The organism is Streptomyces sp. NPDC079020 (assembly GCF_044542225.1).
Lineage (GTDB): Bacteria > Actinomycetota > Actinomycetes > Streptomycetales > Streptomycetaceae > Streptomyces.
This window is the reverse complement of record NZ_JBITUB010000001.1, coordinates 574,924-601,119: the sequence shown is the minus strand read 5'-3', so window position 1 is coordinate 601,119 and position 26,196 is coordinate 574,924. Positions and strand designations below refer to the sequence as shown.

At 72.6% G+C, this 26,196-nt stretch carries 25 protein-coding genes and 1 riboswitch; of the genes, 9 read left to right on the top strand and 16 right to left on the bottom strand.

What is annotated here, in order from left to right; all coding sequences use genetic code 11:
* Positions 1-111: 111 nt before the first annotated feature.
* Positions 112-186: riboswitch (cobalamin riboswitch) on the bottom strand.
* 127 nt (positions 187-313) lie between these two features.
* A complete protein-coding gene (locus ACIGJO_RS02720; RefSeq protein WP_399950996.1) occupies positions 314-1,351 on the bottom strand; it encodes an MBL fold metallo-hydrolase in 1,038 nt (345 codons plus the stop codon).
* Positions 1,352-1,614: 263 nt separating this feature from the next.
* On the opposite strand from ACIGJO_RS02720, the gene ACIGJO_RS02715 reads away from it, so the two are divergent.
* The 3 genes from ACIGJO_RS02715 to ACIGJO_RS02705 all read left to right on the top strand — a co-directional run bounded on the left by ACIGJO_RS02715 (position 1,615) and on the right by ACIGJO_RS02705 (position 3,956).
* On the top strand, positions 1,615-3,075 hold the full coding sequence (locus ACIGJO_RS02715; RefSeq protein ID WP_399950993.1) for an aldehyde dehydrogenase: 1,461 nt from the start codon (positions 1,615-1,617) through the stop codon (positions 3,073-3,075).
* Positions 3,075-3,308, top strand: coding sequence for a ferredoxin (locus ACIGJO_RS02710; protein WP_329943352.1), 234 nt, complete (start codon positions 3,075-3,077; stop codon positions 3,306-3,308). The genes ACIGJO_RS02715 and ACIGJO_RS02710 overlap by 1 nt, the downstream gene beginning before the upstream one ends.
* Positions 3,309-3,440: 132 nt before the next feature.
* The gene (locus tag ACIGJO_RS02705) at positions 3,441-3,956 is read left to right on the top strand and encodes a hypothetical protein (protein ID WP_399950989.1); all 516 of its coding nucleotides are present in this window, start codon (positions 3,441-3,443) and stop codon (positions 3,954-3,956) included.
* Positions 3,957-3,968: 12 nt separating this feature from the next.
* Here ACIGJO_RS02705 and ACIGJO_RS02700 read toward each other — a convergent pair whose 3' ends face one another.
* The gene (locus ACIGJO_RS02700; RefSeq protein WP_399951755.1) at positions 3,969-4,094 is read right to left on the bottom strand and encodes a hypothetical protein; all 126 of its coding nucleotides are present in this window, start codon (positions 4,092-4,094) and stop codon (positions 3,969-3,971) included.
* Positions 4,095-4,434: 340 nt separating this feature from the next.
* Between ACIGJO_RS02700 and ACIGJO_RS02695 the strand changes: the two genes are divergently transcribed.
* Together ACIGJO_RS02695 and ACIGJO_RS02690 are read left to right on the top strand one after the other, a co-directional pair.
* Positions 4,435-5,232, top strand: a complete 798-nt coding sequence (locus ACIGJO_RS02695) for a 3-hydroxybutyrate dehydrogenase (protein WP_399950986.1) — start codon at positions 4,435-4,437, stop codon at positions 5,230-5,232.
* A 199-nt stretch (positions 5,233-5,431) separates the two neighbouring features.
* A complete protein-coding gene (locus ACIGJO_RS02690; RefSeq protein ID WP_399950983.1) occupies positions 5,432-7,453 on the top strand; it encodes a helix-turn-helix domain-containing protein in 2,022 nt (673 codons plus the stop codon).
* Positions 7,454-7,594: 141 nt separating this feature from the next.
* Here the strand turns inward: ACIGJO_RS02690 and ACIGJO_RS02685 are convergent, their stop codons facing one another.
* The 7 genes from ACIGJO_RS02685 to ACIGJO_RS02655 all read right to left on the bottom strand — a co-directional run bounded on the left by ACIGJO_RS02685 (position 7,595) and on the right by ACIGJO_RS02655 (position 14,143).
* Entirely contained in the window at positions 7,595-8,515 is a 921-nt protein-coding gene (locus tag ACIGJO_RS02685; RefSeq protein WP_399950980.1) for an alpha/beta hydrolase, read from the bottom strand.
* A complete protein-coding gene (locus tag ACIGJO_RS02680; RefSeq protein WP_399950977.1) occupies positions 8,512-9,645 on the bottom strand; it encodes a branched-chain amino acid ABC transporter permease in 1,134 nt (377 codons plus the stop codon). Before ACIGJO_RS02680 ends, ACIGJO_RS02685 begins: the two co-directional genes overlap by 4 nt.
* Positions 9,642-10,529 (bottom strand): branched-chain amino acid ABC transporter permease, encoded by an 888-nt coding sequence (locus ACIGJO_RS02675; RefSeq protein ID WP_399950974.1) that lies wholly within the window; start codon positions 10,527-10,529, stop codon positions 9,642-9,644. Before ACIGJO_RS02675 ends, ACIGJO_RS02680 begins: the two co-directional genes overlap by 4 nt.
* On the bottom strand, positions 10,529-11,275 hold the full coding sequence (locus ACIGJO_RS02670) for an ABC transporter ATP-binding protein (RefSeq protein ID WP_399951719.1): 747 nt from the start codon (positions 11,273-11,275) through the stop codon (positions 10,529-10,531). Before ACIGJO_RS02670 ends, ACIGJO_RS02675 begins: the two co-directional genes overlap by 1 nt.
* A gap of 86 nt (positions 11,276-11,361) precedes the next feature.
* Positions 11,362-12,126 carry an ABC transporter ATP-binding protein gene (locus ACIGJO_RS02665; protein ID WP_399950971.1) on the bottom strand — a complete coding sequence of 255 codons (765 nt, stop codon included), beginning with the start codon at positions 12,124-12,126 and terminating at the stop codon, positions 11,362-11,364.
* A 4-nt stretch (positions 12,127-12,130) separates the two neighbouring features.
* On the bottom strand, positions 12,131-13,369 hold the full coding sequence (locus ACIGJO_RS02660) for a substrate-binding domain-containing protein (RefSeq protein WP_399950968.1): 1,239 nt from the start codon (positions 13,367-13,369) through the stop codon (positions 12,131-12,133).
* A gap of 162 nt (positions 13,370-13,531) precedes the next feature.
* Positions 13,532-14,143 carry a TetR family transcriptional regulator gene (locus tag ACIGJO_RS02655; RefSeq protein ID WP_266930265.1) on the bottom strand — a complete coding sequence of 204 codons (612 nt, stop codon included), beginning with the start codon at positions 14,141-14,143 and terminating at the stop codon, positions 13,532-13,534.
* Positions 14,144-14,372: 229 nt separating this feature from the next.
* On the opposite strand from ACIGJO_RS02655, the gene ACIGJO_RS02650 reads away from it, so the two are divergent.
* From ACIGJO_RS02650 to ACIGJO_RS02635, 4 genes are all read left to right on the top strand, one after another.
* The gene (locus ACIGJO_RS02650) at positions 14,373-15,686 is read left to right on the top strand and encodes a glycosyltransferase family 4 protein (protein ID WP_399950964.1); all 1,314 of its coding nucleotides are present in this window, start codon (positions 14,373-14,375) and stop codon (positions 15,684-15,686) included.
* Positions 15,687-15,757: 71 nt separating this feature from the next.
* Positions 15,758-16,489, top strand: a complete 732-nt coding sequence (locus ACIGJO_RS02645) for a class I SAM-dependent methyltransferase (RefSeq protein WP_399950961.1) — start codon at positions 15,758-15,760, stop codon at positions 16,487-16,489.
* On the top strand, positions 16,486-17,559 hold the full coding sequence (locus ACIGJO_RS02640; protein ID WP_399950958.1) for a prenyltransferase: 1,074 nt from the start codon (positions 16,486-16,488) through the stop codon (positions 17,557-17,559). The genes ACIGJO_RS02645 and ACIGJO_RS02640 overlap by 4 nt, the downstream gene beginning before the upstream one ends.
* A gap of 189 nt (positions 17,560-17,748) precedes the next feature.
* Positions 17,749-18,525, top strand: a complete 777-nt coding sequence (locus tag ACIGJO_RS02635) for a maleylpyruvate isomerase family mycothiol-dependent enzyme (RefSeq protein WP_399950955.1) — start codon at positions 17,749-17,751, stop codon at positions 18,523-18,525.
* Positions 18,526-18,587: 62 nt separating this feature from the next.
* On the opposite strand, the gene ACIGJO_RS02630 is transcribed toward ACIGJO_RS02635, so the two are convergent.
* The 7 genes from ACIGJO_RS02630 to ACIGJO_RS02600 all read right to left on the bottom strand — a co-directional run bounded on the left by ACIGJO_RS02630 (position 18,588) and on the right by ACIGJO_RS02600 (position 26,141).
* Positions 18,588-19,598, bottom strand: a complete 1,011-nt coding sequence (locus ACIGJO_RS02630) for an LLM class F420-dependent oxidoreductase (protein WP_399950952.1) — start codon at positions 19,596-19,598, stop codon at positions 18,588-18,590.
* Positions 19,599-19,711: 113 nt separating this feature from the next.
* Positions 19,712-20,539, bottom strand: coding sequence for a hypothetical protein (locus ACIGJO_RS02625; protein ID WP_399950949.1), 828 nt, complete (start codon positions 20,537-20,539; stop codon positions 19,712-19,714).
* A 176-nt stretch (positions 20,540-20,715) separates the two neighbouring features.
* A complete protein-coding gene (locus ACIGJO_RS02620; RefSeq protein WP_399950946.1) occupies positions 20,716-21,675 on the bottom strand; it encodes an N-acetylmuramoyl-L-alanine amidase in 960 nt (319 codons plus the stop codon).
* Between the two features lie 23 nt (positions 21,676-21,698).
* On the bottom strand, positions 21,699-22,376 hold the full coding sequence (locus ACIGJO_RS02615; protein ID WP_399950942.1) for a class I SAM-dependent methyltransferase: 678 nt from the start codon (positions 22,374-22,376) through the stop codon (positions 21,699-21,701).
* Positions 22,377-22,489: 113 nt separating this feature from the next.
* Positions 22,490-23,797, bottom strand: coding sequence for a M20/M25/M40 family metallo-hydrolase (locus ACIGJO_RS02610; protein WP_399950938.1), 1,308 nt, complete (start codon positions 23,795-23,797; stop codon positions 22,490-22,492).
* A complete protein-coding gene (locus ACIGJO_RS02605) occupies positions 23,794-25,188 on the bottom strand; it encodes a cytosine permease (protein WP_399950935.1) in 1,395 nt (464 codons plus the stop codon). Before ACIGJO_RS02605 ends, ACIGJO_RS02610 begins: the two co-directional genes overlap by 4 nt.
* The gene (locus tag ACIGJO_RS02600) at positions 25,188-26,141 is read right to left on the bottom strand and encodes a DUF1177 domain-containing protein (RefSeq protein WP_399950932.1); all 954 of its coding nucleotides are present in this window, start codon (positions 26,139-26,141) and stop codon (positions 25,188-25,190) included. The genes ACIGJO_RS02605 and ACIGJO_RS02600 overlap by 1 nt, the downstream gene beginning before the upstream one ends.
* Positions 26,142-26,196 lie beyond the last annotated feature (55 nt).

The following is a 26,196-nucleotide window of genomic DNA, read 5'->3' as shown; positions in this document are numbered from 1 at the left end:
CTCCTGAGAGGGCCGGGCACGGGCACACCGAGGCACCGGGCTCCGGCCCCGTATTCCTCGACGGTGCCGGCCACCGGGGTTCCGGTGGCACGAGCCGGTCACGCTCCGCCAGGGTGGTCCGGCTCACCGCCGGTGAAGCGGCTCACGGTTGCGCGGTCAGCGCCGGATTCGCACCGGCTTCCCCCTGTACGGGCATGATGACGACCTGCTCACTCTACCGGGGCGCGCGGGGCCCGGTCCCCGGCACGGCCGGAGGGCTGCCTCACACCGCGCAGCACCTCGGACCGCCCGGCGCCGCACGCCGCGACGTGCCTCACACCGCGATGTACGTCACCGGTTCGCTGCCCGTCACCGCCTCCGCGCGCCCCAGCTTCACCAGGCGGCGCAGGTGGGACTCGGCCTCGGAGACGGCGATGGACCGGGAGGCGGGCGGGATCTGTGCCCAGGGCCGGTTCCACTCCATCCGTTCGGCCAGCTGCCACGGGGTGAGGGGCACGGCGAGCAGCGCCAGCAGTCCGGTCAGCCGCTCCTCGTGGTGGTCCAGCAGCTCCCGTACGCGGCCCGCGGCATCCGTGAACGCGTACTGGTGCGCGGGCAGCACCTCGGCGACCCCGAGCCGGCCGATCCGTTCCAGCGAGTCGAGGTAGTCGCCCAGCGGGTCGGTGACCGTGGTGTCGTCGGGGTCCTCGTACAGCCCGATGTGCGGGCTGATCCCGGGCAGCAGGTGGTCACCGGAGAACAGCCGCCCGCGGCCGGGCAGCCCCGCCGGGTGGTCCTCCTCCAGATGGAGGCAGACATGGCCGGGGGTGTGCCCGGGGGTCCAGATCGCCCGCAGCCGGCGTCCCGCGAGGTCCAGCAGCTCACCCGGCACGATCTCCCGGTCCGGCAGGGCGGCGCGCAGTCCGGGCACGGTGCGCGTCCGGCCGCGGGCACGGGCGGCGCGCAGCGGGGCGAGGTGCTCCTCGGGGGCGCCGACCGCGGCGAGCTTCTCCGTGAGGTACGCCAGCCAGGTCCCCGGTTCCGAGGAGCGGGTGCGGCGCACGATCGCGGTGTCCGCCGCGTGCATCGCGATCCAGGCCCCCGAGGCCTCGCGGACCTGGCCGGACAGACCGTGGTGGTCCGGGTGGTGGTGGGTGATGACGACACCGTGGATGTCGGTGACGGCGACGCCGAGCGCGGCGAGCCCCGCGACGAGGGTGTCCCAGGCCTCCGGGTCGTCCCAGCCGGTGTCGACGAGGACCGGACCCCGGCCGGTGTCGACGAGATGGACGAGCGTGTGGCCCAGGGGATTGTCCGGGATCGGGACCTTGATGCTGTGAACGCCTCCGCCGTGGTCGGTCACCTGCGTCATGGGCTCCCCATCTCTGTGCGGAACTGTGCGGAACATGTGGATCTGTGCGGAACATGTGGATCTGTGCGGGCATCCCGCCGGACGGCTCCTGACGGATCCGTGATCCCCGGTGTGCGCCGGGCTCACTGTAACGAGAACTTGTTCCAGCCGTGGACTCCTGGAACGTTAGCTGGTATCAGTTCTGACACCTAGTCAGATGCGCATTTCCGGAGGTGTTCGCCGGGTGCGCAGTCGGGTAGTGCCGGTCGCGGGAGGCAGCAGCCATGACGGAGTTCGTGGAGCACGGAAAACTGTTCATCGGCGGGGAGTTGACCGAACCGCTCGGCAGCGGCGTCATCGAGGTGATCTCCCCGCACACCGAACAGGTCATCGGCCGTGTCCCGCACGCCTGCGAGGCCGATGTGGACCGCGCCGTCAGCGCCGCCCGCCGGGCCTTCGACGAGGGCCCCTGGCCCCGGATGACCGTGGACGAGCGGATCGAGGTGATCACCCGGATCAAGGACGCCTTCGCCGTACGGCACGAGGAGTTCGCCCGCCTCATCAGCGCGCAGAACGGCACCCCGTACAGCTCCAGTGTCATGGTCCAGGCGCTCGCCGCGATGATGGTCTGGGACTCGGCCATCACGGTCGCGCGTTCCTTCCCGTACGAGGAACGGCGCGACGGGGTCCTCGGCCCCCTGCTCGTCCGCCGGGAACCGGCCGGAGTGGTCGCGGCCGTCGTGCCGTGGAACGTCCCGCAGTTCACCGCCGCCGCCAAACTCGCCCCCGCCCTGCTCGCGGGCTGCTCCGCCGTGCTCAAGGTCTCGCCCGAAACCCCGCTGGACGCCTACCTGCTGGCCGAGATCGCCGCCGAGGCAGGGCTGCCGGAGGGCGTCCTGTCGATCCTGCCCGCCGACCGCGAGGTCAGCGAGTACCTGGTCGGACACCCGGGCATCGACAAGGTCTCCTTCACCGGGTCGGTCGCCGCCGGACGCCGCGTCATGGAGGTCGCCTCCCGCAATCTGACCCGCGTCACCCTGGAACTGGGCGGCAAGTCCGCCGCCGTGATCCTCCCGGACGCGGATCTGGACGCCGCCGTCGCGGGCATCGTCCCCTTCGCCTGGATGATCAACGGCCAGGCGTGCGTGGCCCAGACCCGCATCCTCGCCCCGCGCTCCCGGTACGAGGAGATCGCCGAGGCGTTCGCGGCCGCCGCCGGAGCGCTCAGGATCGGCGACCCGCTCGACCCGGCGACCGAACTCGGCCCGCTGGTCGCGCGGCGCCAGCAGCGGCGCTCCCTCGACTACATCCGCGTCGGCCAGGAGGAAGGCGCCAAGATCCTGACCGGCGGCAGCCGCCCGGCCTCCCAGGAGCGCGGCTGGTACGTCGAACCGACCCTGTTCGGCGACGTCGACAACTCCATGCGCATCGCCCGGGAGGAGATCTTCGGACCGGTCATCTGCCTGCTCCCGTACGGGGACGAGGACGAGGCGGTACGGATCGCCGACGACTCCGAGTACGGGCTCAGCGGCAGCGTCTGGACCGCCGACACCGAACGCGGCATCGACATCGCCCGCCGGGTCAGGACCGGCACGTACAGCGTGAACACCTTCAGTCTCGACATGCTCGGCCCGTTCGGCGGCTACAAGAACTCCGGCATGGGACGGGAGTTCGGACCCGAGGGGTACGGCGAGTACTTCGAGCACAAGATGATCCACCTGCCGGCCGGATACCAGGGGGCGTGATGGGAGACCGCTGGCATGTGGAGGTCGACCGGAGCGTCTGCATCGGCTCCGGCATGTGCGTCAACCACGCCCCGGACGGTTTCCGGCTGGACTCCGCCCGGCAGTCCCACCCCGCCGACCCTTCGAGCGACGCCAACGAGCGGATCCTGGCGGCGGCGGAGGGCTGCCCCGTCGAGGCCATCACGCTGACCCTGCTCGGCTCGGGCGAGGTGGTGTTCCCGCCGGAGGACTGAGGGCCGTTTCGCGGGCCGGGTCCGCAGCGCCCGGCCGGCAGGGGCTTCCCGCCAGGTCAGAGCCGTGCGAAACTCCGGAAAAGATCGCACGGGCGCCCGCCCGGGAGCGAACGACCGGGCGGGGAAACACCTGTGCGTACGACAAGAGCGGCGGCGCTGGCCGCCGTGGTGAGCGCGACACTGATCGGCACAGCGGGCTGCGGCCTGGTGGACCAGGACACCCGGAGCGCGCCGAAACCGCCTCCGACCCCCACCGCACCGTTCACCAAGGAGGCGGTGGCCAACGAGGTCGGCGCGGCGGCGGACGCCTCGGGGCTGCCGCCGGGCGACGACTCCACCGCCGGAATGCCCGAGGGGGAGTGGCAGTCCTGCGTGGCGCCCTGGATGGCCGACGCCCCCGAGGCGTCCGCCGCCGACGCCTTCGCGGCGACCGTCAGGACCCTGCGGAAGCAGGGCTGGAAGCTCACCACGAGCCGCGCCGAACAGGACGTCACCTTCCGGACCCTCACCAAGCGGGGCTGGAAGGTGCACGCCCGCCACTACGCGATGGACGGCTTCGGCGCCGAACAGCCCGTGTCGTTCACGGCGGTGAAGGACGGCTGCGAGCTGCCCGAGGAGATCAAGGGCGACTTCCAGGACACCCTCTGACCCGGTGACCGGTCAGGACGGCTCGCAGCCCGCGTCGGCGAGGGCGAAGTGGCCCGCCGGGGACTCCTTGAGGGTGTGGGTGACGAACACGTTGTACAGGCCCATGTTCTCGCCGGAGCCGGTCGCGTACGTGTGCACGTACGGGGTGCGGGTGTACGGGTGTGGGTCATGCGGACGTGCGGGTGTGCGGACGGCTGCCGGAACCCGCCGCGGGCGGTCCGCCGCCGGAACCGTTGCCGCCGGAACCTATGGGCCCGCGCGGCGGGCGCCCATGTGGCACGCGGACACCCCCGGTGCGCGGGTGTGTGAGCCGCCGCTCCTGCGTGAGTCGGGCGCGTCTCCGGCGGGGCTCCCGGAGCGCCGCGCCGTCGCTTCCCGGGCCCGCCCCGCACCATGTACGCCGCCACCATGTCCGCGTACGTGGGTGTGTGCACCGGCCCCGTGTGATGCGGGCCGCGCCGTCCCTACCGTGACGGCCATGCAGACTTCCCCGCGCCCCGACCGGGCCAACGCATCCCTCCCCGCAGCCGACCGGTTCCTGGCCGGGCGGGCCGCCCTGGTGACCGGAGCGGCGAGCGGCATCGGACGGGCCTGCGCCGAGACCCTGGCCGCCGCGGGCGCCCATGTGCATGTCGTGGACAAGGCCGCCGAGCCTGCGGAGGAGCTGGCGGAACGGATCGGCGGCACGGCCTGGGTGATCGACCTCGCGGTGCCCGGGGCGGTGGACACCCTGCCCGCCGACGCGGACATCGTGGTCAACAACGCGGGCCTCCAGCATGTGGCCCCGGTGCACGAGTTCCCGCCGGACCGCTTCGCGCTGATCCACCGGGTGATGGTGGAAGCGCCGTTCCGCATCTTGCGCCGCACGCTGCCCGGCATGTACGAACGCGGCTGGGGACGCGTCGTGAACATCTCCTCCGTCCACGGACTGCGTGCCAGCCCCTACAAGTCGGCCTATGTGTCGGCCAAGCACGCACTGGAAGGACTCAGCAAGGTGGTCGCGCTCGAAGCGGCGGAGCACGGGGTGACGAGCAACTGCGTCAGCCCCGGCTACGTCCGCACGCCCCTGGTGGAGAACCAGATCGCCGCGCAGGCCCGTACCCACGGCATCTCCGAGGAGGAAGTGGTGGGCCGGGTGATGCTGGAGCGCAGCGCGATCAAGCGACTGATCGAACCGGCCGAGGTCGCCGAGGCCGTCCTGTGGCTGTGCGGGCCGCGTACGGGGCACATCACCGGAACCTCGCTCGCCATGGACGGTGGCTGGACGGCCAACTGACCCCGGCCGGGCCACCGATGGCCGTCCGCCCCGTCCGCCCCGTCCGCCCCCGCGCGCACCGGCCGCAAGCCCCGCGCGCACCCGCGTACCGGCAACAGACCCCGCGCCCGGTCCCTCCCGCCCCGTCCCTTCCGCCCCGTCCCTCCCGCCCCGTCCCTTCCGCCCTCCCCGTCCCGCCCTCCCGAGAACGCTGGCGCCCATGTCCGGACCTTCCCCTTCCCCCGCCGCTCCCGCCGTCCCCGCCGCGCCCTTCCTGCGCCGTCTGCTGGACCTGCTGGCCGACGACGCGCCCGCCGAGGCGCTGGGCGCCGTCTCCTCGGAGGCGAGGGCGGCCGGGGTGCGGGCGGACGAACTGGCCGAGGTGGAGAAGGCGGTCGCCACCGCCCTGCGGATCAGGGGCGCCCTGCGTCAGCACCGGCGCCGGGAACTCCAGCTCACCGCCCTCTTCGACACCGCCGGGGACCTGGCCGCCTCCCGCGACCTGGACGATGTGCTCAACGCGATCGTGCGCCGGGCCAGGATGCTGCTCGGCACCGACACCGCCTACCTCACGCTCCCCGACGAGGAGGCCGGGGACACCTATATGCGGGTCACCGACGGGTCGGTGTCCACGGTCTTCCAGCGGCTGCGCCTCGAACTCGGCGAAGGGCTGGGCGGTCTGGTCGCCCAGACGGCGAGCCCGTACGCGACCCCCGACTACGGCACCGACGAACGCTTCCGCCACACCCGCAACATCAACGCCGGAGTGCTCGCGGAAGGGCTCGTCGCCATCCTCGGCGTGCCCCTGCTGCTCGGCTCCAGCCGCGGCGGTACGGGAAAGGTCATCGGCGTCCTCTTCGCCGCCGACCGGGCCCCCCGGGTCTTCGGCCCGGACGAGGTCGCCCTGCTGTGCTCACTGGCCGCGCACGCCGCGATCGCCATCGACACCGCCCGTGCCCTCGCCGACACCCGCGCCGCCCTCGACGAACTCGCCGGGGCCAACGCGGAACTGGCCGGGGCGAACGCGGCGGTACGGGAGCACTCGGCCGCGATGCGGCGCGCAGAGGAGTCCCACGACCGGCTCACGGACCTGGTGCTGCGCGGCCGTGACGTCAAGGATGTCGCCGCCGCCGTCGCCGGGCTGCTGAACAGCCCGCTGACCATCCACGACCCGGGCGGCCGGCCGCTGGCCGCGGTCCGTCCCGACGGAGCGGGGTTCGCCGCCGACAGCATGGACGCGGGCTGGCTGGCGGAGACGGCCGAGGAGTCCCGCGCCGGGGCGCGTGCCGTCCACCGCGGCGGGCGCGTGATCTGCGCGGTGCTGGCCGGGCAGGAGCTGCTGGCCGGTCTCGTGCTGCACCGGCGCGAACCGCTCGACGACTCCGACCGGCGTCTGTTCGAACGGGCCTCCGTGGTCACCGGCCTGCTCCTGCTGATCAGACGCACGGTGGCCGAGACCGAGAACCGGATCAGGGGCGAGCTGATCGGCGATCTGCTGAGCGGCGCGGAACGCGATCCGGCCGGACTCGCCGAACGCGGCCGCCGTCTCGGCATCGACCTGGACCGGCCCCATCTGGTGCTGGTGGCGGAGGCCGGTGCCCGTGAGCGGCTGGCCTCCGCCGCCATGCGCTATCTGTTCGGCGGCGACATCCGCGGGGTGAGCGCCGAACACGCCGGAAAGGTCGTCCTGTTGATCGAGTGCGGGGCGGACGGGACGGCGGAGGGGCAGTCCGCGGACGGCGTCCGGCCCGGCGCCGGAGAGGCGGCCCGCGCCGCCGCGGCCCAGCTCGGCCAGCTGGTCCAGGCCCCCGTCACCGTCGCGGCCACCGGCCCCGCCCGGGGCCCGCGCGAACTGGCCGCCGCCTGCCGGGAGGCCACGCGCTGTCTGCGGGCCATGCGCGCGCTGGGGCGTACGGGCCAGGGAGCGTGCGTCGACGAACTCGGCTTCCTCGGCGTGGTGCTGGGCGACGCGCAGGACGTCGACGGTTTCGTCGACGCCACGCTGGGGCCGCTGCTGCGGTACGACGAGAAGCGCGGTACGCATCTGGTGCGCACGCTCGCCGCGTACTTCGGTGCGGGCGGCAGCCTGATCCGGGCGAAGGACGAACTGCACGTGCACGTCAACACGGTGGTGCAGCGGCTCGACCGGATCCAGGTCCTGCTGGGGCGCGACTGGAACGAGCCGGACCGGGCGCTGGAACTGCAACTCGCCCTGCGGCTGCACGGTCTGTCGGGCGGCTGACCGCCGGACGGTCGCGGCCGCCGGAGGGATGACCGTACGGCGGCGGGGCGGCGGCCACCTCACGGCCAGCCGCCCCCCGCCGCGTACGCCTCCCGCCGCGTACGCCCCTCAGCCGCGCACGCCCCTCAGCCGCGCACGCCCTCAGCCGCCGGAACCCTCCGGACACCCCGCCGCCGCCAGCAGGTGCCGGGCCACCTCCCCGGCCCCCGCGTCCCCCGTCAGCAGCGTGTAGTGGTTCACGTCCGGTACCGCCACCGCCCGTACGCGGGTGTCCTGAAGACCCGCCGCTGCCAGCCGGGAGGCGTCGTACAGGCCCTGCTCCTCGTCCATCAGTCCCCGTGCCGCCCACAGCAGGGTCGCGGGGTCCGGCAGCCTGTGCACCGCCGAGAGGACCTCGTCGTCGAACAGGCCGATGCCGTCCGCGCGTACCGCCTCGATCCTGCACGTGGAGCGCAGTTCCGGCTCCTCGCCCGTCAGATCGCGCTGGATGTACGCGTCCACGTCGGCGGACCACGCCCCGGCGAACGCGGGGTGCGCCTGCCAGAACCCCCGGTACGAGGCACGGTCGGGGAACGTCATCGACAGCCGGTCCATGGCCGGGCCGATCACCGCCGTCATGAGTTCGTCGGGCGACAGATGCGTGGGGGCGGGGAAGCCGAACCCGCCGTCCACCAGGACCGGCGGGCCGAACAGCGCCGGATGCCGCACCGCGGCCAGCGCCGCCACGAAGGCGCCCATCGAGTGCCCCGCCAGCACCGTCCGGCCGCCCCCGGGGGCCAGCGCGCCGGCCAGCGCCGCCGCGTCGTCGGCGTGCGCCGCGATCCCGTACGGCTCCGGCAGCCCGCGGCTCCCCGCCCGGCCGCGCAGATCCGGGGCGACCAGAGTGACCCGGCCCGCCAGCCGCCGGGCCACCGGGCCCCAGGAGAGCGCGTTGGCGGTGATCCCGTGCAGGGCCATCACCACCGGCGCGCCGGGGTCGCGGGCGGGCCAGCGCAGCACGGCCAGGTCGCCTCCGGCGACCGGGACCCGGAGCTCCTCGTGCAGCGGTGTGTACGTGGTCATGGGCGTCGGTTCTCCTTCGTGGTTCCCCGCGGCGGGGCCGCCCGGGACGACAGGCGCGAGGGCAGCCGGGCAAGGCCGCCGGGCAGCAGATGTACCACGGCCACGAACACCACGCCGAGCAGGAACAGCGGCTGGGAGAGCGGAACGCGCAGCACGGCGGGCAGATCGGCGACCGCTCCCGACCCCGCGAGGTCGCCGAGCCGGTGATCGGCCCAGGTGTAGAGGATGCCTCCGGCCATCGGCCCCCAGCGGGTGCCCGATCCGCCGAGCACGACCATCACCAGCAGGGACAGCGTGAAGTCGGACGTGGTGGTCTGCGGGGTGGAGCCGCCGGTGAGCAGCAGATGGACGAGCCCGCCGAGCGCGGCCAGCGCACCGGCCAGGACGAAGGCCGCCAGCTTGAAGCCGTACGGCTTCAGGCCCAGGACCTCCACCCGGCGTTCGTTCTCCTTGATGCCTTCCCAGACCCGTCCGGTGGGGGAGCGGACCGCCCAGTGGACGACGCCGAGGGTGAGAACGAGGTAGGCGAGCGAGACCCAGTAGAGGTTCGCCGTGTGCTCGATGCCCACCAGCGCGGAGGGCAGCAGGTCGGCGGGGGCCGCCCGGCCCTCCTCGCCGCCGGTGATGCCGCCGGGATCGCGGGCGACCAGGAGGGAACCGGCCTGGGCGAAGGCGAGCGTCACCATGGAGAAGCCGATCCCGGTGACCCGCAGGCTCACCGAACCCAGCACCACGGCCAGCGCGGTCCCGAAGCAGAGGCCGAGGACGGCGGACAGGGCGAACGGCAGCCCGGCCTCCAGCAGGAACATGTTCGTGGCGTAGCTGCCCGCGGCGAAGTACAGCGCATGGCCGAAGGAGAGCAGCCCGGTGCGACCCAGCAGCAGGTCGTAGCCGGTGGCGAGCGCGCCGAACAGCAGGCAGGTGGCGAGGAGCTGGAGGCTGCCGGGGCTGCCGACCGGGCCGTCCAGCAGGCCCGGCAGGGGCAGTGCGCTGTACGGGGCGACGATCAGGAGCGCCAGGGCGGCGGCGGGCCACCAGCGCAGCAGCCGGGCCGCGGCTCCGGGCGCCCCGGACGGGGCGGCCGCGGGGGCGGGGCCGGTGTGTCTCTGTGTCTCGGTGACGGTGCTCACGCGAGCCTCCCGGTCAGTCCGCTCGGGCGGACGAGCAGCAGCGCGGCGAGCAGGACGACGACCGCCAGGTCGCCGAGGCCCGCGGCGGTGTAGTAGTTGGCGAACTGCTGGACCAGGCCGATGACGACGGACGCCACGGCGGCGCCGGTCACCGATCCCATGCCGCCGGTGACCACCACCACGAAGGCGAAGATCAGCAGCGAGGTCCCCTGCCGGGGGTCGACGGAGCCGAAGTACAGCCCGCCGAGCGCCCCGCCGAGCGCGGCGGCGGCACCCCCGATGGCGAAGACGAGGGTGAACGCCCTGCGGACGTCGATGCCGAGCGCGGTCACCATGGCCCGGTCCTCGACGCCCGCCCGGACGACCAGACCGTGCCGGGTCCGGCCGAGGAAGAGCCGCAGCGCCAGCAGGACGAGGACGGCCGCCGCGATCAGCACCAGCCGGTTGACGGGGACCTGCGCGCCGAGCAGCCCGAAGGTGCCCGACAGTGCCTGCGGCCCGGGGAACGTCAGCGCGTCCGGGCCCCAGATGCCGGACAGCAGCGCGGGAACGGCGAGCCCCACCCCGACCGTGGCGAGGACTTGTTCGCGCGGCCGGGTGTAGAGCGGGCGCACGACGGCGAGTTCCAGCACGACGGCGGCGAGGGTGCCCACCGCCGTACCGAAGAGCACGGCGAGGACGAAGCCCGCCCCACCGCTTCCGGCGCCGGGCAGATTCCCGGACGCGGCCCACCAGGTGCCGTACGCCCCGATGGACAGCAGCGCCCCGTGCGCGAAGTTGAGGACATCCATCAGGCCGAAGATCAGGGAGAGCCCCGACGCGATGAGGAAGTAGAGGGCTCCCAGACCGAGTCCGGTCATGGTGAGCAGAACGATGGTGGACATCAGGAATCCGCCTCCGCGGTCGGGGAAGGGGCGGGGGACGCGGCGGTGGCACCGGGGGCGTGGCGGCTGCCCACTCCCAGCAGCCTGCGGGCCGCCTCCGCGTCGTCCAACAGGGCGCCGGCCGGGCCCTGGTGGGCCGTGCGGCCGTCCGCGAGCACCACACAGCGCCCGGCCAGCCTGCGGACGACGGCGAGGTTCTGCTCCACGAGCAGCACCGGCACCGCCTCGGCGGCCCGCTCCAGCACCTGGGCGACCTCGGTGACGACCCTGGGCGCGAGCCCCTTGGTCGGTTCGTCCGCGATGATCAGCGCGTTGCCGTTGAGCAGGGTGCGGCCGATGGCCACCATCTGCTGTTGGCCGCCGGACAGTGTCCCCGCCAACTGCCGTGCCCTGTGCTTGAGTTCGGGGAAAAGCTCATGGACGAGCGGATAGTCGGGGCCGTCCGCCCCGGCCCGTTCGGCCAGCCGCAGGTTCTCCGCGACGGTCAGTGAGGCGAAGATCCCGCGGTCCTCCGGGGCGTAGCCGATGCCGCGCCGCACCAGTACGTGCGTGGGCAGCGACACGGTCTCCTCGCCGTCGAGCCGTACGCTCCCGTCGCGCGGGACGAGCCCGAGGATGCCGCGTACGGTCGTCGTCTTCCCGGCACCGTTGCGGCCCAGCAGCGCGGTCACCCCGTGCCGGGCCACATCCAGGTCGACGCCGTGCAGGATGTGCCGGCCGCCGATGAGCACCCGCAGGTCCCGCACGGCGAGCAGGACGTCGTGGCCGGGTGCCGCGCTCCCGGGTGCCGCGTCGCCGGGCTCCGTTGCGCGGGTCTCCGTGCTGCGGGGTGTCACAGTCCCTCCCCGAGGTAGGCCTGCTGCACGGCAGGGTCGGCGGTCACGGCCTCGGGGGTGCCCAGCGCCAGCAGACTGCCGTGGTGCATCACGGCGAGCCGGTCGGCCAGACCCAGCAGGACATCCATGTGGTGCTCGACCATCAGGACGGTGCGCCCCTCGTCGCGGTGCAGGGTGCGGATCAGCTCGGTGAGCGCGGGGACCTCCTCCGCGCTGACCCCGGCCATCGGCTCGTCGAGCAGCATCAGCCGCGGATCGCCCACCAGCAGCACGGCGAGCTCCAGCTTCCGCTTCTCGCCGTGCGACAGCTCGGCCGCCGGCGTCGACGCCCGGTGGCCGAGACCGGTGCGCTCCAGTACGCCGCGCACCTCGGCGGTGTACGGGGCGGCGCGCCGCCACAGCCGGTACGAGCCGCCCCCGGCGGCCTGCGCGGCCAGCCGGACATGCTCGGCCACCGTCATCGCGGGCCAGAGGCTGGACGTCTGGAAGGTGCGTCCGATGCCGCGCCGTGCCCGGGTGTGCACGGGCAGCCGCGTCACATCGGTGCCGTCCAGCGCGAGGGTGCCCGCGGTCGGGGCGGTGATCCCGCTGATCAGGTTGAACAGCGAGGTCTTGCCCGCCCCGTTGGGGCCGATGAAGGCCAGGAACTCGCCCTCCCGGACGCTCAGCGAGACGTCCTCGACGATGGTGGCCCCGCCGATGGTCCAGCCGAGCCCGGTGAGCCGGAGCACGGGAGCGGTGAGGGTGTCGGGAGCGGTCATCGCCTCAGCCCGCCGAGGGCTTCGCGGGCGGGGCCACCTCGTCCATCGGCGCGGTGGACACCAGCTCCGGTACGGCGGTGGCGCCCTTCCCCGTGAGCCGGGCGACGAACATCGGCTGCACCAGGGCGTGGTCCTCGGCGCGGATGTGCTGCTTGCCCTTCACCCCGTCGAAGGTCCAGCCCTCCAGGGCCTTCACCATCGCCGAGGTGTCCGTGGCGCTGCCGTCCCGGACGGCCCGCACCACCATCTGCGCGGCGGTGAAACCGTCCGGGGTGAACAGGTCGGGGGTGCCGCCCGCCTCGGCAACGCCGTCGAGCATCGCCTTCTCGACGGCGTTGCCGCCGCCCGCGCCGGGGAAGTAGTGCGCCAGGAACGAGACCTTGGAACCGGCCGCTCCGAACACCGGGTACGAGGCCGTACCGGCCAGCCCGGTCACCACCTTGCCCGCGTCCAGCACCCCCTGCTGGTCCAGCGCGGTCCACAGGGCCGGTGCGGTGGAACCGGCCCAGGCCACGAAGACCAGATCGGGTCCGGCGGCCTTCACCTGGCGGGCGAACGGCGTCAGGTCCGTCGCGCTGGGCGGCGCCAGCACCGACCCGACCTCGGCGCCGCGCTCCCCGAGGACGGCCTTGACGGCGGTGACGTTGGCCTGGCCGAAGGTGGAGTCCTGGGCCAGCACCGTGACCTTCTTGCCCTTGGCCTCGCCCAGCATCGTGCCCGCCGTGAGGATGTCCTGGTAGGACTGCCGGCCGGAGCGGAAGGTGTACGCGTTGACCCCGGTCACGGCGTCGGTGGCGGCCGGGCCGTCGATGTACAGCACCTTGTTCTGGGCCGCGAGCGGGGCCATCTGGAGGGCGACGCCGGAGTCGGTGGTGCCGGCCAGCACCTTGTAGCCCTTGCCGATGAGGTTCTTCGCGGCGGAGACCGCCTTGCCCGGGTCGCCCGCGTCGTCCTGCTCGGTGACCTCGATGCGGTGGCCGTCGACCTTGCCGGTGCCGCCGGTGGCGTGGGCGAGGCCGGCCATGAACCCGTCGCGGTACTGCTTCCCGTACGCGGCGAGCAGCCCGGTACGGGAGTAGACCAGGCCCACCTTGACGGTCCCGTCCTTCTCCCCGGCCGAGCCGTCCCCGGAGCCTCCCGCCTGACCGGCGGCGGTGCAGCCGGTCAGCAGGAGCCCGGCGGTGGCCAGGGCCGTGAGGGTCAGGGATCTGGGACGGGCGGTGCCTACGGCTCTGCGACGCATGGTGACCGGCTCCTCGGCGTGGTTCGGTGATGTGCGCCGAACCGTATGAAGAGCGTCGCGCCGTCGACATGGTGCAGGGCACCTCACCTGACGGGGGCCGCATGTGGCCGCGGTACATGGGTGCCCGGGAGGACCGCCGCGCGGGGGGGGCCGCGGCGCGCGTTACCGGGGGCCGGGCTCCGCCGTCACGGCGATGAGCCTGCACACCGTCTCGATGTCTATCTTCACCTGGGCGATCGAGGCCCGCCCCGACAGCCAGGTGATCAGCGCGGAGTGCCAGGTGTGCTCGATGACCCGTACCGCGGAGAGCTGTTCCGGCGTCGGGTGCTCCAGCCCCATCGCGTCCAGGATGATCGCCGTGGTGAGCCGCGAGACGGTGTCCACCTCGGGGCTCACACTGCGGTCCGCGAACGTCAGCGCGCGTACCATCGCGTCAGCCAGATGAGGTTCGCGCTGAAGGGCGCGGAAGGCCCGCATCAGGGTCTCGGCGACCCGCTGCGCGGCGTCGTCCCCGGCGGGCGGACGCTTGCGGAGCGTGGAGTGCATGTGCTGGAGCTGGTCCTGCATGGTGGCCACCAGCAGATGGACCTTGGAGGGGAAGTAGCGGTACAGGGTGCCCAGGGCGACCCCGGCGGCCTCGGCCACCTCGCGCATCTGCACCGCCTCGAACCCGCCCCGTCCGGCGAGCTGGGCGCTGGCGTGCAGGATGCGGCGGCGGCGGGCCTCCTGGCGTTCGGTCAGCGGAGGCGCTGCGGGTCTGGCTTCCGCGGTCATGAGTCCCCATCCATGGCTTTCGTCCGCATCCGGGAGCGGTCGAGCGGGCTGCCGGGCGCGCACAGCATGCCAGGGTGCCCGCCGTGGCGCGAATCACCTGATCCGGCTGTCACGCCGACGCTACCTGCCGGTAGATTCGAGCCTTATTGAACGAGCCGGTCTGAAACTTGTTCTAGATTAGCGCGAGCGGTTACGCTCCGGCGAACACGCAGGGAGAAGGGGGCCGAGTGTGACCGCTGAGGCCATAGAAACGGGCCCCCGCACGGGCAACGGCACGTCCGGCCGTGCCGGCGACGGGCCGCTGCGCATCGCACTCCTCACGTACAAGGGAAACCCGTTCTGCGGCGGCCAGGGCGTCTACGTGCGCCACCTCGCCCGCGAACTGACCCGTCTGGGCCACAGCGTCGAAGTGATCGGTGCCCAGCCCTACCCGGTGCTCGACGAAGGCGTACCGCTCACCGAACTGCCGAGCCTGGACCTCTACCGGCAGCCGGACCCGTTCCGCACCCCGGGCCGCGGTGAGTACCGCGACTGGATCGACCTCGCCGAGGTCGCCACCATGTGGACCGGCGGCTTCCCCGAACCCCTCACCTTCAGCCTGCGGGCCCGGCGTCATCTCGCCGCCCGCCGGGGCGAGTTCGATGTCATTCATGACAACCAGACCCTCGGCTACGGTCTGCTCGCCGACCTCGGCGCCCCCCTGGTGACCACGATCCACCACCCCATCACCGTCGACCGGCAGCTCGACCTGGACGCCGCCGACAGCCGCCGCCGCCGTGCCTCCGTGCGCCGCTGGTACGGATTCACCCGGATGCAGAAGCGCGTGGCCCGCCGGCTGCCCTCCGTCCTCACCGTCTCCGGCTCCTCGAAGCAGGAGATCACCGAGCACCTCGGCGTACGCGAGGACCGCATCCGGGTGGTGCACATCGGCGCCGACACCGACCTCTGGTCGCCCGACCCCTCGGTCGCCGAGGTGCCCGGCCGGATCGTCACCACCTCCAGCGCCGACGTCCCGCTCAAGGGCCTGGTCCACCTGGTCGAGGCCCTCGCCAAGCTCCGTACCGGCAACCCCCACGCGCACCTCGTGGTCGTCGGCAAGCGGGCCGAGGACGGACCGGTCGCGCAGGCCATCGAACGCCACGGCCTCCACGACGCCGTCGAGTTCGTGAAGGGCATCAGCGACGCCGAACTGGTCGACCTCGTGCGCGGCGCCCAGATCTCCTGCGTGCCCTCCCTGTACGAGGGCTTCTCGCTGCCCGCCGCCGAGGCGATGGCCACCGGCACCCCGCTGGTGGCCACCACCGGCGGCGCCATCCCCGAAGTCACCGGCCGCGACGGGGAGACCTGTCTCGCCGTGCCGCCCGGCGACTCCGACGCGCTGGCCACCGCCCTCGCCCGGCTGCTGGGCGACGGGGAGCTGCGGGCCCGCCTCGGCGCGGCGGGCCGGGACCGGGTACTGGCCAACTTCACCTGGGCCGGAGCGGCCGCCGGCACCGCCGAGCTGTACCGTCGGGCGATCGCGGCCAGCGGAGCCCGCAGGTGACCGCCCCGGCGCCCCGCACCCCCTGATCCCCCTCCCCGGACCCCGTACCTCCGACCTCGAAGGCAGGCCCCGTGCTGACCGTCGACTTCACCCGCTTCCCGCTCGCCGCCGGCGACCGAGTGCTCGATCTGGGCTGCGGTGCCGGCCGGCACGCCTTCGAGTGCTACCGGCGCGGTGCCCAGGTGGTGGCCCTCGACCGGAACGGCGAGGAGATCCGTGAGGTCGCGAAGTGGTTCGCCGCGATGAAGGAGGCCGGGGAGGCGCCACAGGGCGCCACCGCCACCGCGATGCAGGGCGACGCCCTCAACCTGCCCTTCCCCGACGACTCCTTCGACGTCGTGATCATCTCCGAGGTCATGGAGCACATCCCCGACGACAAGGGCGTGCTCGCCGAGATGGTCCGGGTCCTCAGGCCCGGCGGCCGGATCGCGATCACCGTGCCGCGCTACGGCCCCGAGAAGGTCTGCTGGACGCTGTCGGACGCGTACCACGAGGTCGAGGGCGGCCACATCCGTATCTACAAGGCCGACGAACTCCTCGGCAGGATCCGCGAGGCCGGACTCAAGCCGTACGGCACCCATCACGCCCACGCCCTGCACAGCCCCTACTGGTGGCTGAAGTGCGCGTTCGGGGTCGACAACGAGAAGGCGCTGCCGGTGCGCGCCTACCACAAGCTGCTGGTCTGGGACATCATGAAGAAGCCCATGGCCACCAGGGTCGCCGAGCAGCTGCTCAACCCGGTCGTCGGCAAGAGCTTCGTCGCGTACGCCACCAAGCCGCACCTCACCAGGGCCGAGGCGTGAGCACTCCCGAACAGACCGAACACCTTGTCCTGCCAGGAGTCCTCACCGCCGAGCAGGCCACCGAGACGGTGGCCGCGCTGGTGGCGGCGCAGTGCAGGAACGGGGCGCTGCCCTGGTTCCGCGGCCACCACCTCGACCCGTGGGACCACACCGAGGCCGCCATGGCGCTGGACGCGTCGGGCGAGCACGCGGCGGCGGAGCGCGCCTACGACTGGCTCGCCCGCAACCAGAACGCCGACGGCTCCTGGTACGCCGCCTACCACGACGGTGATCCGGAGCGGCCGACCGACCGGAGCCGGGAGAGCAACTTCTGCGCGTACGTCGCCGTCGGCGTCTGGCACCACTACCTCGCCACGGGCGACGACGCGTTCGTCGACCGGATGTGGCCGACCGTCTACGCCGCGATCGAATTCGTGCTGGGGCTCCAGCAGCCGGGCGGTCAGATCGGCTGGAAGCGCGAGGCGGACGGCACCGCGGTCACCGACGCCCTGCTGACCGGCTCCTCCTCCGTCCACCAGGCCCTGCGCTGCGCGCTGGCCCTCGCGGAACGGCGGGAAGAGGCCCAGCCCGACTGGGAGCTGGCGACCGGAGCGCTCGCGCACGCGATACGCAGCCACCCGGAGCGCTTCCTGGACAAGAGCCGCTACTCGATGGACTGGTACTACCCGGTCCTCGGCGGCGCGCTCACCGGAGCCGCCGCCACCCGCCGTATCCAGGAGGGCTGGGACCGTTTCGTCGTCCCCGGTCTCGGGGTCCGCTGCGTGCTGCCCAACCCCTGGGTGACGGGCGGCGAGAGCTGCGAACTCGCCCTGGCGCTCTGGGTCATGGGGGAGTCCGACCGGGCGCTGGAGATCCTCCAGTCCATCCAGCACCTGCGCGCCGAGGGCGGGATGTACTGGACGGGGTACGTCTTCAAGGGCAGCCGGGCCTTCTGGCCCGAGGAACTCACCACCTGGACCGTCGGATCGCTGCTGCTGGCGGTGGCCGCGCTCGGGGGCGACGAGGCGACCACCGCGGTCTTCAGCGGTGAACGGCTGCCCGTGGGCCTGGAACCGGACTGCTGCGGCTGACCGGTACGACGGCGGCGCCGGCGCCTTCGCGTTCGAGGACGTCGTCAACAGCGTCGAGGACGCGGGGAGGAGCGCGGGCGCCGAGGTGGGGGGCAAGGCCCCGCCGCCTCCCGGCCGCGGTCCCCGCCGCCTCCCGGCCGGCAGGTTAATCATGTGATCGGGCGCCCTGCCGCGCTCTAGGGTGCGGGCATGACTGCACTCACGTACGACCGCTACTGCGACGAGATCCTGGCCCAGACCGACGAGCTGCGGGCGCTGCTCAAGGGCGCGGACCCGGCGGCCCGGGTCCCCACCTGCCCCGACTGGAGCCTGCGGGAACTCGCCGCGCATGTGGGCGGCGCGCACCGCTGGGTGGGCGAGATCGTACGGTCCCGGGCCACCGAGGACATCCCCGAGGAACGGATTCCGGGGTACGCCGGACCGGACGGCGAGGGCCCGGCGGCGCTCGACGCCTGGCTCGCCGAGGGCGCGGACACGGCGGTCGCGGCACTGCGCGAGGCCGGATCCGGCGCGGAGGTCTGGACGTGGTCCTGGGACCGGCGGACGGACTTCTGGGTGCGGCGGATGACCCATGAAACCGTCGTCCACCGCGCCGACGCGGCGCTGGCCGCCGGGGCGGTGTTCGAGGTGGCGCCCGAGGTCGCCGCCGACACCATCGACGAATGGCTCCGTATCGTCGCCTTCTCGCAGGCCGGCGGCGACCCGGAGGCGGCCGAACTGCGGGGCGGCGGACGCTCGTTGCACCTGCACGCCACGGATGTGCCGGACGCCGAGTGGCTGATCGAGTTCGGCGAGGAAGGCTTCACCTGGCGGCGGGCCCATGAGAAGGCCACCGTCGCCCTGCGCGGACCGCTCACCGATCTGATGCTCGTCTTCAACCGCAGGCTGGACCCCGGCAGCGACCGGGTCGAGGTGCTCGGCGACGCGGAGCTGCTGGACTTCTGGCTGGAGCGCTCGTCGTTCTGATGAGCCGGACGCGGGCCCGTCCGCACGGGCCCGTCCGCACGGGCCCGTCCGCATGGACCCGTTCAGCTGTTGAGCTCCGCCAGTACGCGCAGGGTGGCCGGGTCCGGTGCCGTGACCAGAAGATCGGTGACCGGGCCCTCGCGCCACAACTCCAGCCGCTCCTTGATGCGTTGGCGCGGGCCGACCAGGGAGATCTCATCGGCGAACGCATCGGGCACCGCCAGCACGGCCTCCTGCCGGCGCCCCTGGAGGAACAGCCATTGGATGTGCCGGGCCTCCTTCTCGAATCCCATCCGGGCCATCAGGTCAGCGTGGAAATTGCGCGCCGCGTGCCCCATCCCGCCGATGTAGAAGCCGAGCATCGCCTTCACCGGCAACAGGCCCTCCGCGACGTCGTCGCAGAGCTGCGCCCGCGCCATCGGCGCGATCATGAACCCCTCGCGGAGCCCGGTCAGCGAGGCCTCGTACACATCCTTGCGCATCGGCGACCAGTACAGCGGCAGCCAGCCGTCCGCGATCCGGGTCGTCTGCGCGATGTTCTTCGGCCCCTCGGCGCCCAGCAGCAGGGGCAGGGAGGCCCGCAGCGGATGGGTGATCGGCTTCAGCGGCCTGCCGAGCCCGGTGCCGTCCGCACCGGTGTACGGATGGGAGTGGAAGCGGCCGGCCAGTTCGACGGGGCCCTCGCGCGCCAGGACCTGGCGGATGACGCCGACGTACTCGCGGGTGGCCGTCAGCGGGCTCTTCGGGAACGGCCGGCCGTACCACCCCTCCACCACCTGCGGCCCGGAGAGCCCGAGGCCGAGCATCATCCGGCCGCCCGAGAGATGGTCCAGGGTCAGTGCGTGCATGGCGGTCGCGGTGGGCGTACGGGCCGCCATCTGCGCGATGGCCGTGCCCAGCCGGACGCGTGAGGTGTGGGCGGCGATCCAGGTCAGCGGGGTGAAGGCGTCCGAGCCCCAGGCCTCCGCCGTCCACACCGAGTCGTAGCCGAGTTCCTCGGCCTCCCGGGCGAGGGCGAGATGGCCGGGATTCGGGCCGCGGCCCCAGTATCCGAGCGCGAGTCCGAGCCGCATTCCGGTCCCTCCAACGGTATATGACGCTACGTCAGATCAATGCCGCGCTCCGGGACTGTACGACAACGGCCCCCCGCCCGGAAGGGCGGGGGGCCGCGGGGCCGTGCGCGGGGTCAGCCGCGCTGGATGCCCGTGGTGTCCTGGAGGACGCCACGACGGCCGTCCTGCGTCTGGGCGATGAGGCCCGGACCGCGCTGCTCCACCGCGAGGTACCAGGTGCCCGGCGCCAGTTCGGCGATCGGGTTGGGCGAACCGTCCTCGCCGTACAGCGGGCGGGCCACCGGAACGGCGAACCAGAACGGGGTGAAGTCGCCGGCCGGAGCGGCGGCACCCTGCGGGGCCTGCTGCGCCTGGGCCGCCTGCGCCGGGTCGGGCTGGCCGGGCTGCGCGCCGTACGGCTGGGGCTGGCCCGGCTGCGCGCCGTAGGGGGACTGCTGGCCGCCGGGGTAGCCGTAACCCTGGCCGGGCTGCGGCTGGGCACCGTACGGCGACTGCGCACCCTGCGCCGGACGCGGCGCACCGGCGAGCGGGGCCTTGAGCGCGGGGACGAGCGGACCGGCGACCGCGCCGGCCGCCAGCACGATGGCCGCCAGCAGGCCGAGGATCATGCCCGCGCCCGCGTCATTGGCGTCGATGATCGTCCAGAAGGCCGTCCACAGCGAGAAGACCGTGAACGCGACGCCGAACTGGGCGAGATCGAGCCCGACGACCTTGCGGCCCGGGTTGGCGCGCCCGACGATCAGCAGCGCCGCACCGATGACACCGGCCAGGAAGATGCTCATCAGGAGCGAGAGGGAGTCCCAGGCGTTCGCGCTGTACTGGGAGCAGTCGATGCCCCGCGGGCAGTCGTAGCCGGAGAGGTCGAGGAAAGAGGCGATGAACAGCACGACCGCTGCTCCGATCACCACGCCGTCGCCTCGAGTGAGGGAGCGGATATTCACGTGAAGGTCCTTAGTCGGTCGTCTCGTCGGGGCGGTCGTCGCTGCCGCCGTTGCGGCGGGTACGGCATGAAGCTCGGGGGCGGCTCCCCATCGTACGGATGAATCTATCGTCTGCCCGGCCGGGTTGCGCCCCGGTCCGGGAGCTGATCGGTTATCCCCCCGATTTCAACCCAGAACTACCCCTTCAGGTAGCTGGTGATGCCATCGGCCATGCCCTGGGCGGCCTTCTGGCGCCAACTCCCGCTGGTGAGCAGGGCGGCGTCCTTCGGATCACGCATATTGCCGCATTCGATGAACACTTTGGGCACGGTCGACAAATTCAGTCCGCCGAGATCACCGCGGGTGTCCAGTCCGGTTTTGCCGCCGATGTAATTGGAAGGCGCAGTTCCGGTAGTCCGCAGGAAGTTGCCCGCGATCCGGGCACCGAGATCGGCCGAATGTTCGACGATCTTCGAGGTGTCCGCGGCGCCCGAGCGGACCCGTGCGGGGAGGATCACATGGAATCCGCGGTTTCCCGCGGCGGACCCGTCCGCGTGCACCGAGAGCACCGCGTCGGCCCCGGCCTCGTTGCCGATCCTGGCCCGCTCGTCGACGCACGGGCCGAAGGCGCGGTCGTTGTCGTACGTGAGTTTCACCTCGGCCCCCCGCGCCCGGAGCAGATCGCGCAGCCGGTGCGACACATCGAGGGTGAACAGGGCTTCCGCGTAACCCCCGTTGGTGGAGGTCCCGGTGGTGTCGCACTCCTTGGTGCCGGTGCCGATGTCCACCTGGCGGCCGATCTCGCGGGTGTGTTCGCGGTTGCGCGGGTTGTGACCCGGGTCGATCACCACGGTCCGGCCAGTGAGCGGGCCCCTGGGCGGCTTCGGCTCCTCGGAAGCCGGGGGCTTCGCCGGCTCCGTACCCGGACGCGTGCTCCCGGGTGGGGTGGACACCGGGCCGGACGGTGACACCGGGCCGGACGGTGACGCCGGTACGGACGCGTCGGCGCCGGAGCCCGGCCGGGGCTGCGACCGCGCGGTACCGTCCTCGCCGCCACCCCCTCCGCATCCGGCGACGGTCAGGCAGAGCGAGGCCAGCGCGGCGGCGAGCAGGGGCCGGGCGCGGCGGGTGGGGGGAACGCTGTCGTCGTACGGCACGCGGGCGATGGTATCGGGGCGGGTCAGATACCCGGTCCGGTACGCCGCAGGACGCGGAGCGAGTCCGTCACGGACACCTCGGCGAACGCCCCGGAGGCCAGCGCGCGGAGATAGATCCCGTACGGCGCCCGCCCGCCGTCGGCCGGGTCGGGGAACACGTCGTGAATGACGAGCAGCCCGCCCTCGGCGACGTGCGGGGCCCAGCCCTCGTAGTCGTTGGCCGCGTGCTCGTCGGTGTGGCCGCCGTCGATGAAGACGAGGCCCAGCTTCCCGCCCCAGACGGCCGCGACCTGCGGCGACCGCCCCACGAGCGCCACCACGTGCTCCTCCAGGCCGGCCCGGTGCAGGGTGCGCCGGAACGTCGGCAGGGTGTCCATCAGCCCCACCTCCGGGTCCACCACGGACGGATCGTGGTACTCCCAGCCGGGCTGCTGCTCTTCGCTGCCCCGGTGATGATCGACGGTCAGCGCCGTCACCCCGGCCGCCCGCGCGGCGTCGCCGAGCAGGATCGTGGAGCGCCCGCAGTACGTCCCGACCTCCAGCAGCGGAAGCCCGAGCGCGGCGGCCCCGACGGCGGCCGCGTACAGGGCGAGCCCTTCATGTACCGGCATGAAGCCCTTCGCGGCCTCGAACGCGGCGAGAATCTCCGGCTTGGGCCCGACTGCGGACTCGGCGGCCACGGGTTCCTCCAGATGGGACATGGACGTACGGGACGGCGCCCCATCGTGCCGCACGCCCCCGCCGAGGGCACCGGCGGGGGCGTGGGTGGGGTGAGCCCGGGTCTGGGCGCCCCCTGGCGGGGCTGCTGCGTCAGTCAGCAGCTCTGCCAGAGTCGGGTCATGACGCGGACGCCGAAGCGCAGGCCCTCCAGCGGGACGCGCTCGTCCACGCCGTGGAAGAGGCGGCCATAGTCCAGGTCGTGCGGGAGCTTCAGGCCCTTGAAGCCGAAGCAGCGGATGCCCAGGTGGGTGAAGGCCTTGGCGTCGGTGCCGCCCGGGTTGCAGTACGGGACGGGGTGGCCGTCCGGGTCCTCTGCGCGCACCGCGTCGCACATCGCGTCGACCAGCGGGCCGTCGAACGTCGTCTCCATCGCGATGTCGTGGTTGACCCACTCGCGGCTGACGGAGGGGAGCAGGAGCTTGTCGATCGTGTCGATCAGTTCCTGCTCGTGGCCGGGGAGGAAACGGCCGTCGACGCGGGCGGTGGCCTTCCCGGGGATGACGTTGGTCTGGTAGCCGGCGTGGAACATGGTGGGGTTCGCCGAGTTGCGGAGCACCACCTGCATGAAGTCCGCGACCGGGCCCAGCCTGGCCAGACTCGCCTCGATGTCGTTCTCGTCGAACTCGACGCCGTAGAGGCGGGCGGCCTCCTCCAGCAGGGCGCGGACCGGCTCGATCAGACGGATCGGGAAGGTCTCGCGGCCGATCCGGGTGAGGGACTCGGCGAGGTCGGTGACGGCGTTCTCGTCGTTGGGCGACGAGCCGTGTCCGGCCCGGCCGTTCGCGGTGAGCTCCATCCAGGCCATGCCGCGCTGGGCGTTCTCGATGGGGTACAGCCGGCGCGTGTCGTCGAGGGCGAAGGAGAAGCCGCCGCCCTCGCCGATCGCCTCGGTGACCCCGGAGAAGAGGTCCGGTCGGTGCTCGACCAGCCAGTGGGCGCCGAACTTGCCGCCCGCCTCCTCGTCGGCGAGGAAGGCGAGCACCACGTCGCGGGACGGCGCGGTGCCGGTGCGGGCGAAGTGCCGGGCGGTGGCGAGCATGACCGCCACCGTGTCCTTCATGTCGATCGCGCCGCGGCCCCAGAGGTAGCCGTCGCGTATCTCGCCGGAGAACGGCGGCACCTGCCACTCGGAGGCGTCGGCGGGTACGACGTCCAGGTGGCCGTGGACCAGCAGGGCGCCGCGGGTGGGGTCGCTGCCGGCGATCCGGGCGATGACGCTGGCCCGGCCCGGGGCGGACTCGACCAGTTCGGAGGCGATGCCCACCTCGGCGAGGCGGCCCACCACCCAGTCGGCGGCGGCACGTTCGTCGCTGGTCGGGTTGGAGGTGTCGAACCGGATCAGCTCGGCGCAGAGGTCCACGACCTCGCTCTGGGCCTGATCGGAGGCGGGGATGAGGGTCATGCTGCTCCTGCCGGAGTGGTCGCGCGGGCGGCGGGGGCGGAGGCGGTCCCCTCCTCGTCGTCCAGGGTGGAGGTGCCGTACGGCTTGACCCAGCCCAGCAGGCCGAGCGCGCAGTACAGCAGGAAGGCGGTGACCAGCGAGTTGAGGGCCGGGATGCCGCCGTCGTAGAACTTGCCGACGCAGAACGCCACGACCCAGATGACCAGGGACATCGGCACCCAGGTGGGCGAGGTCCGCGGCAGGGTCTCCGCCTCACGGGTGTCGTCCAGCGGCTTGCGCATCCGCTTCACGACCCAGTACTCGGCGACGATGATGCCGCCGATCGGCGGGATCATCACGCCCAGCAGGGAGAGGAACTCCGTGAAGTGGGTCATGATGCCGACCGCGGACAGGAGCGTGCCGGCGATGCCGAGGACGACGGTGACCACGCCGCGGTGCAGCCGCTTGCGGAAGACGACCTGGAAGAAGTTGACGACGCCGAGCGAGGAGCCGTACAGGTTCCAGTCGTTGATCTTCGCGGTGGACATCAGGACCACCATCACACCGAAGGCGCCCGAGGTGGAGAGCACGATGTGGGACACGTCGCTCGACTTCACCAGGTGACCGAGCAGCACACCGACCATGCCCACGATGTACTCGGAAAGGATCATCGAGGAGGCGCTCTGCACGAAGACGTGCGAGCCCTTGCGGTTGTAGCGGGTCATCTCCGGGGAGACGATCGCGCCGGTCATGTAACCGCCCGCGATGGCGGTGGCGGCGACGGCCAGCGGGATCGCCTCACCGGGCGGCGGCGAGTTGATCAGGTCGCTGATCGAGTGGTCGTTGAGCGTCGTGATGATCGACCAGGCGACCATCCCGAAGAACAGCGGGGTGACGATCTTGGCGAAGAGGGCCATGTACTTGAAGCCGAAGATCACCAGGGCGGTGATGGCGATGCCCGCGATCACGCACCACATCCAGGACGGTCCGCCGACCAGCGCCGAGACGCTGTTGCCGAAGATCGTGTTCTGGACGCCGAACCAGCCGACGAGGCTGACCGCGATGACAAAGCTGACCAGTGCCGAACCGTTTCGGCCGAAGCCCGCCCAGCGGGTGAGCATCGGGGTCGCCAGACCCTCGCGCATTCCGGCCAGGCCGATCGCGAAGATCACGATCTCCAGGATCACCGCGCCGAGCGTGAAGGCGAGGAAGGCGTCCCCGAAGGTCATGCCGACGCCGATGGTGGCGCCCAGCGTGAACTGGGAGATCGAGCCGGACTGGGCCAGCCACTGCAGCAGCATGGACCAGAAGCCGAAGCGCTTGTCGCGCGGGACCCGCGAGAGCGAGTAGTCGTCGCTGCCGATGCTCTTGGCCTCGGGGGCCGTGGCGTCGGCCTGGGGGGCGGATGCCATCAGGACTCCTGGGGTGTGCGGCCGAGGGTCTGGAGGTGAGCCAGCGACCCGTAGCGGTTGACGAGGTTGTCGAACTCCACCGCGTCGTGGAATTCCAGAGTCCCGGCGCCGAAGGCCTTGGCGACCTCCACGGCGTAGCGGGCGGCGGACGCGATGTCGCTCTCGTGACTCGCGCCCGTCTGGCAGCCCGGCACCGCGGCGGCCGAGGTGACCGCGAGACCGACGACCGGAGCGGCGGTCGCGGTGGCGGGCTGGAGAATCGAATTGATGTGGTGTGCACCGTTACCGTACGGCGTGATGTCCTGCGTGGTCACCGGGTATGTGACCAACGGCTCACCGGTCACCACGGCCAGCAGCTCCCCGAGCTGCTCGCTGACCCGGAGCACCCAGCCCTCCTTGACGGTGGGCGACAGGGCCAGGCCCTTGTGGTTGATGATCCGGTTGCCCTTGGTGGTGTCGATGGAGAGCACGGCCTCCATCTCCTCGGTCACCTCGTGCCGGTTCATCGTCGCGATGTCCACGGGGGAGCCCATGAACGGCACCGGGTCGTGCGGCTCGGTCGGCGCGTTCGGGCAGATGTGGGTGGCGACGATCACATCGCCGGGGAGGACGTCGCCGCGGCGGCGCATGTCGAGGAGCTTCGCCGCCGTCGCGATGGCGCTGGCCGCGCCGTCGGCGTCGGAGACCAGTCCGGTCACCTCGGGCCGGGCGCCGATCCCGCCGAGCCGGCCGACCACACCGAGGGTGCGGGCGTCGCCGCCCGACATACGGCCGCGGGAGCCGGGGATGCGGACGAGCACGAAGTCCGTCGACCCCTGGTCACCGGCGACGGTGGTGACCTGTGCGGACGAGCCCTCGGCCCCCGCCGCGGAGTCGAGGTACTCGACGACCGTCTTGCCATTCACCTGGGGATCGTCCAGAAGCTCGACGATGTCCAGTACGTACTTCAACATGGGGGGCCTTTCTCCTGATCCGACACCCGCCCGGCGCTCTACGGGGGGAGAGCGC

Coding starts and splice junctions, on each gene's coding strand:
- ACIGJO_RS02720 (WP_399950996.1), bottom strand. CDS start 1,351: ATGACGCAGGTGACCGACCACGGCGGAGGCGTTCACAGCATCAAGGTC.
- ACIGJO_RS02715 (WP_399950993.1), top strand. CDS start 1,615: ATGACGGAGTTCGTGGAGCACGGAAAACTGTTCATCGGCGGGGAGTTG.
- ACIGJO_RS02710 (WP_329943352.1), top strand. CDS start 3,075: ATGGGAGACCGCTGGCATGTGGAGGTCGACCGGAGCGTCTGCATCGGC.
- ACIGJO_RS02695 (WP_399950986.1), top strand. CDS start 4,435: ATGCAGACTTCCCCGCGCCCCGACCGGGCCAACGCATCCCTCCCCGCA.
- ACIGJO_RS02690 (WP_399950983.1), top strand. CDS start 5,432: ATGTCCGGACCTTCCCCTTCCCCCGCCGCTCCCGCCGTCCCCGCCGCG.
- ACIGJO_RS02685 (WP_399950980.1), bottom strand. CDS start 8,515: ATGACCACGTACACACCGCTGCACGAGGAGCTCCGGGTCCCGGTCGCC.
- ACIGJO_RS02675 (WP_399950974.1), bottom strand. CDS start 10,529: ATGTCCACCATCGTTCTGCTCACCATGACCGGACTCGGTCTGGGAGCC.
- ACIGJO_RS02665 (WP_399950971.1), bottom strand. CDS start 12,126: ATGACCGCTCCCGACACCCTCACCGCTCCCGTGCTCCGGCTCACCGGG.
- ACIGJO_RS02660 (WP_399950968.1), bottom strand. CDS start 13,369: ATGCGTCGCAGAGCCGTAGGCACCGCCCGTCCCAGATCCCTGACCCTC.
- ACIGJO_RS02655 (WP_266930265.1), bottom strand. CDS start 14,143: ATGACCGCGGAAGCCAGACCCGCAGCGCCTCCGCTGACCGAACGCCAG.
- ACIGJO_RS02635 (WP_399950955.1), top strand. CDS start 17,749: ATGACTGCACTCACGTACGACCGCTACTGCGACGAGATCCTGGCCCAG.
- ACIGJO_RS02630 (WP_399950952.1), bottom strand. CDS start 19,598: ATGCGGCTCGGACTCGCGCTCGGATACTGGGGCCGCGGCCCGAATCCC.
- ACIGJO_RS02615 (WP_399950942.1), bottom strand. CDS start 22,376: ATGTCCCATCTGGAGGAACCCGTGGCCGCCGAGTCCGCAGTCGGGCCC.
- ACIGJO_RS02610 (WP_399950938.1), bottom strand. CDS start 23,797: ATGACCCTCATCCCCGCCTCCGATCAGGCCCAGAGCGAGGTCGTGGAC.
- ACIGJO_RS02605 (WP_399950935.1), bottom strand. CDS start 25,188: ATGGCATCCGCCCCCCAGGCCGACGCCACGGCCCCCGAGGCCAAGAGC.
- ACIGJO_RS02600 (WP_399950932.1), bottom strand. CDS start 26,141: ATGTTGAAGTACGTACTGGACATCGTCGAGCTTCTGGACGATCCCCAG.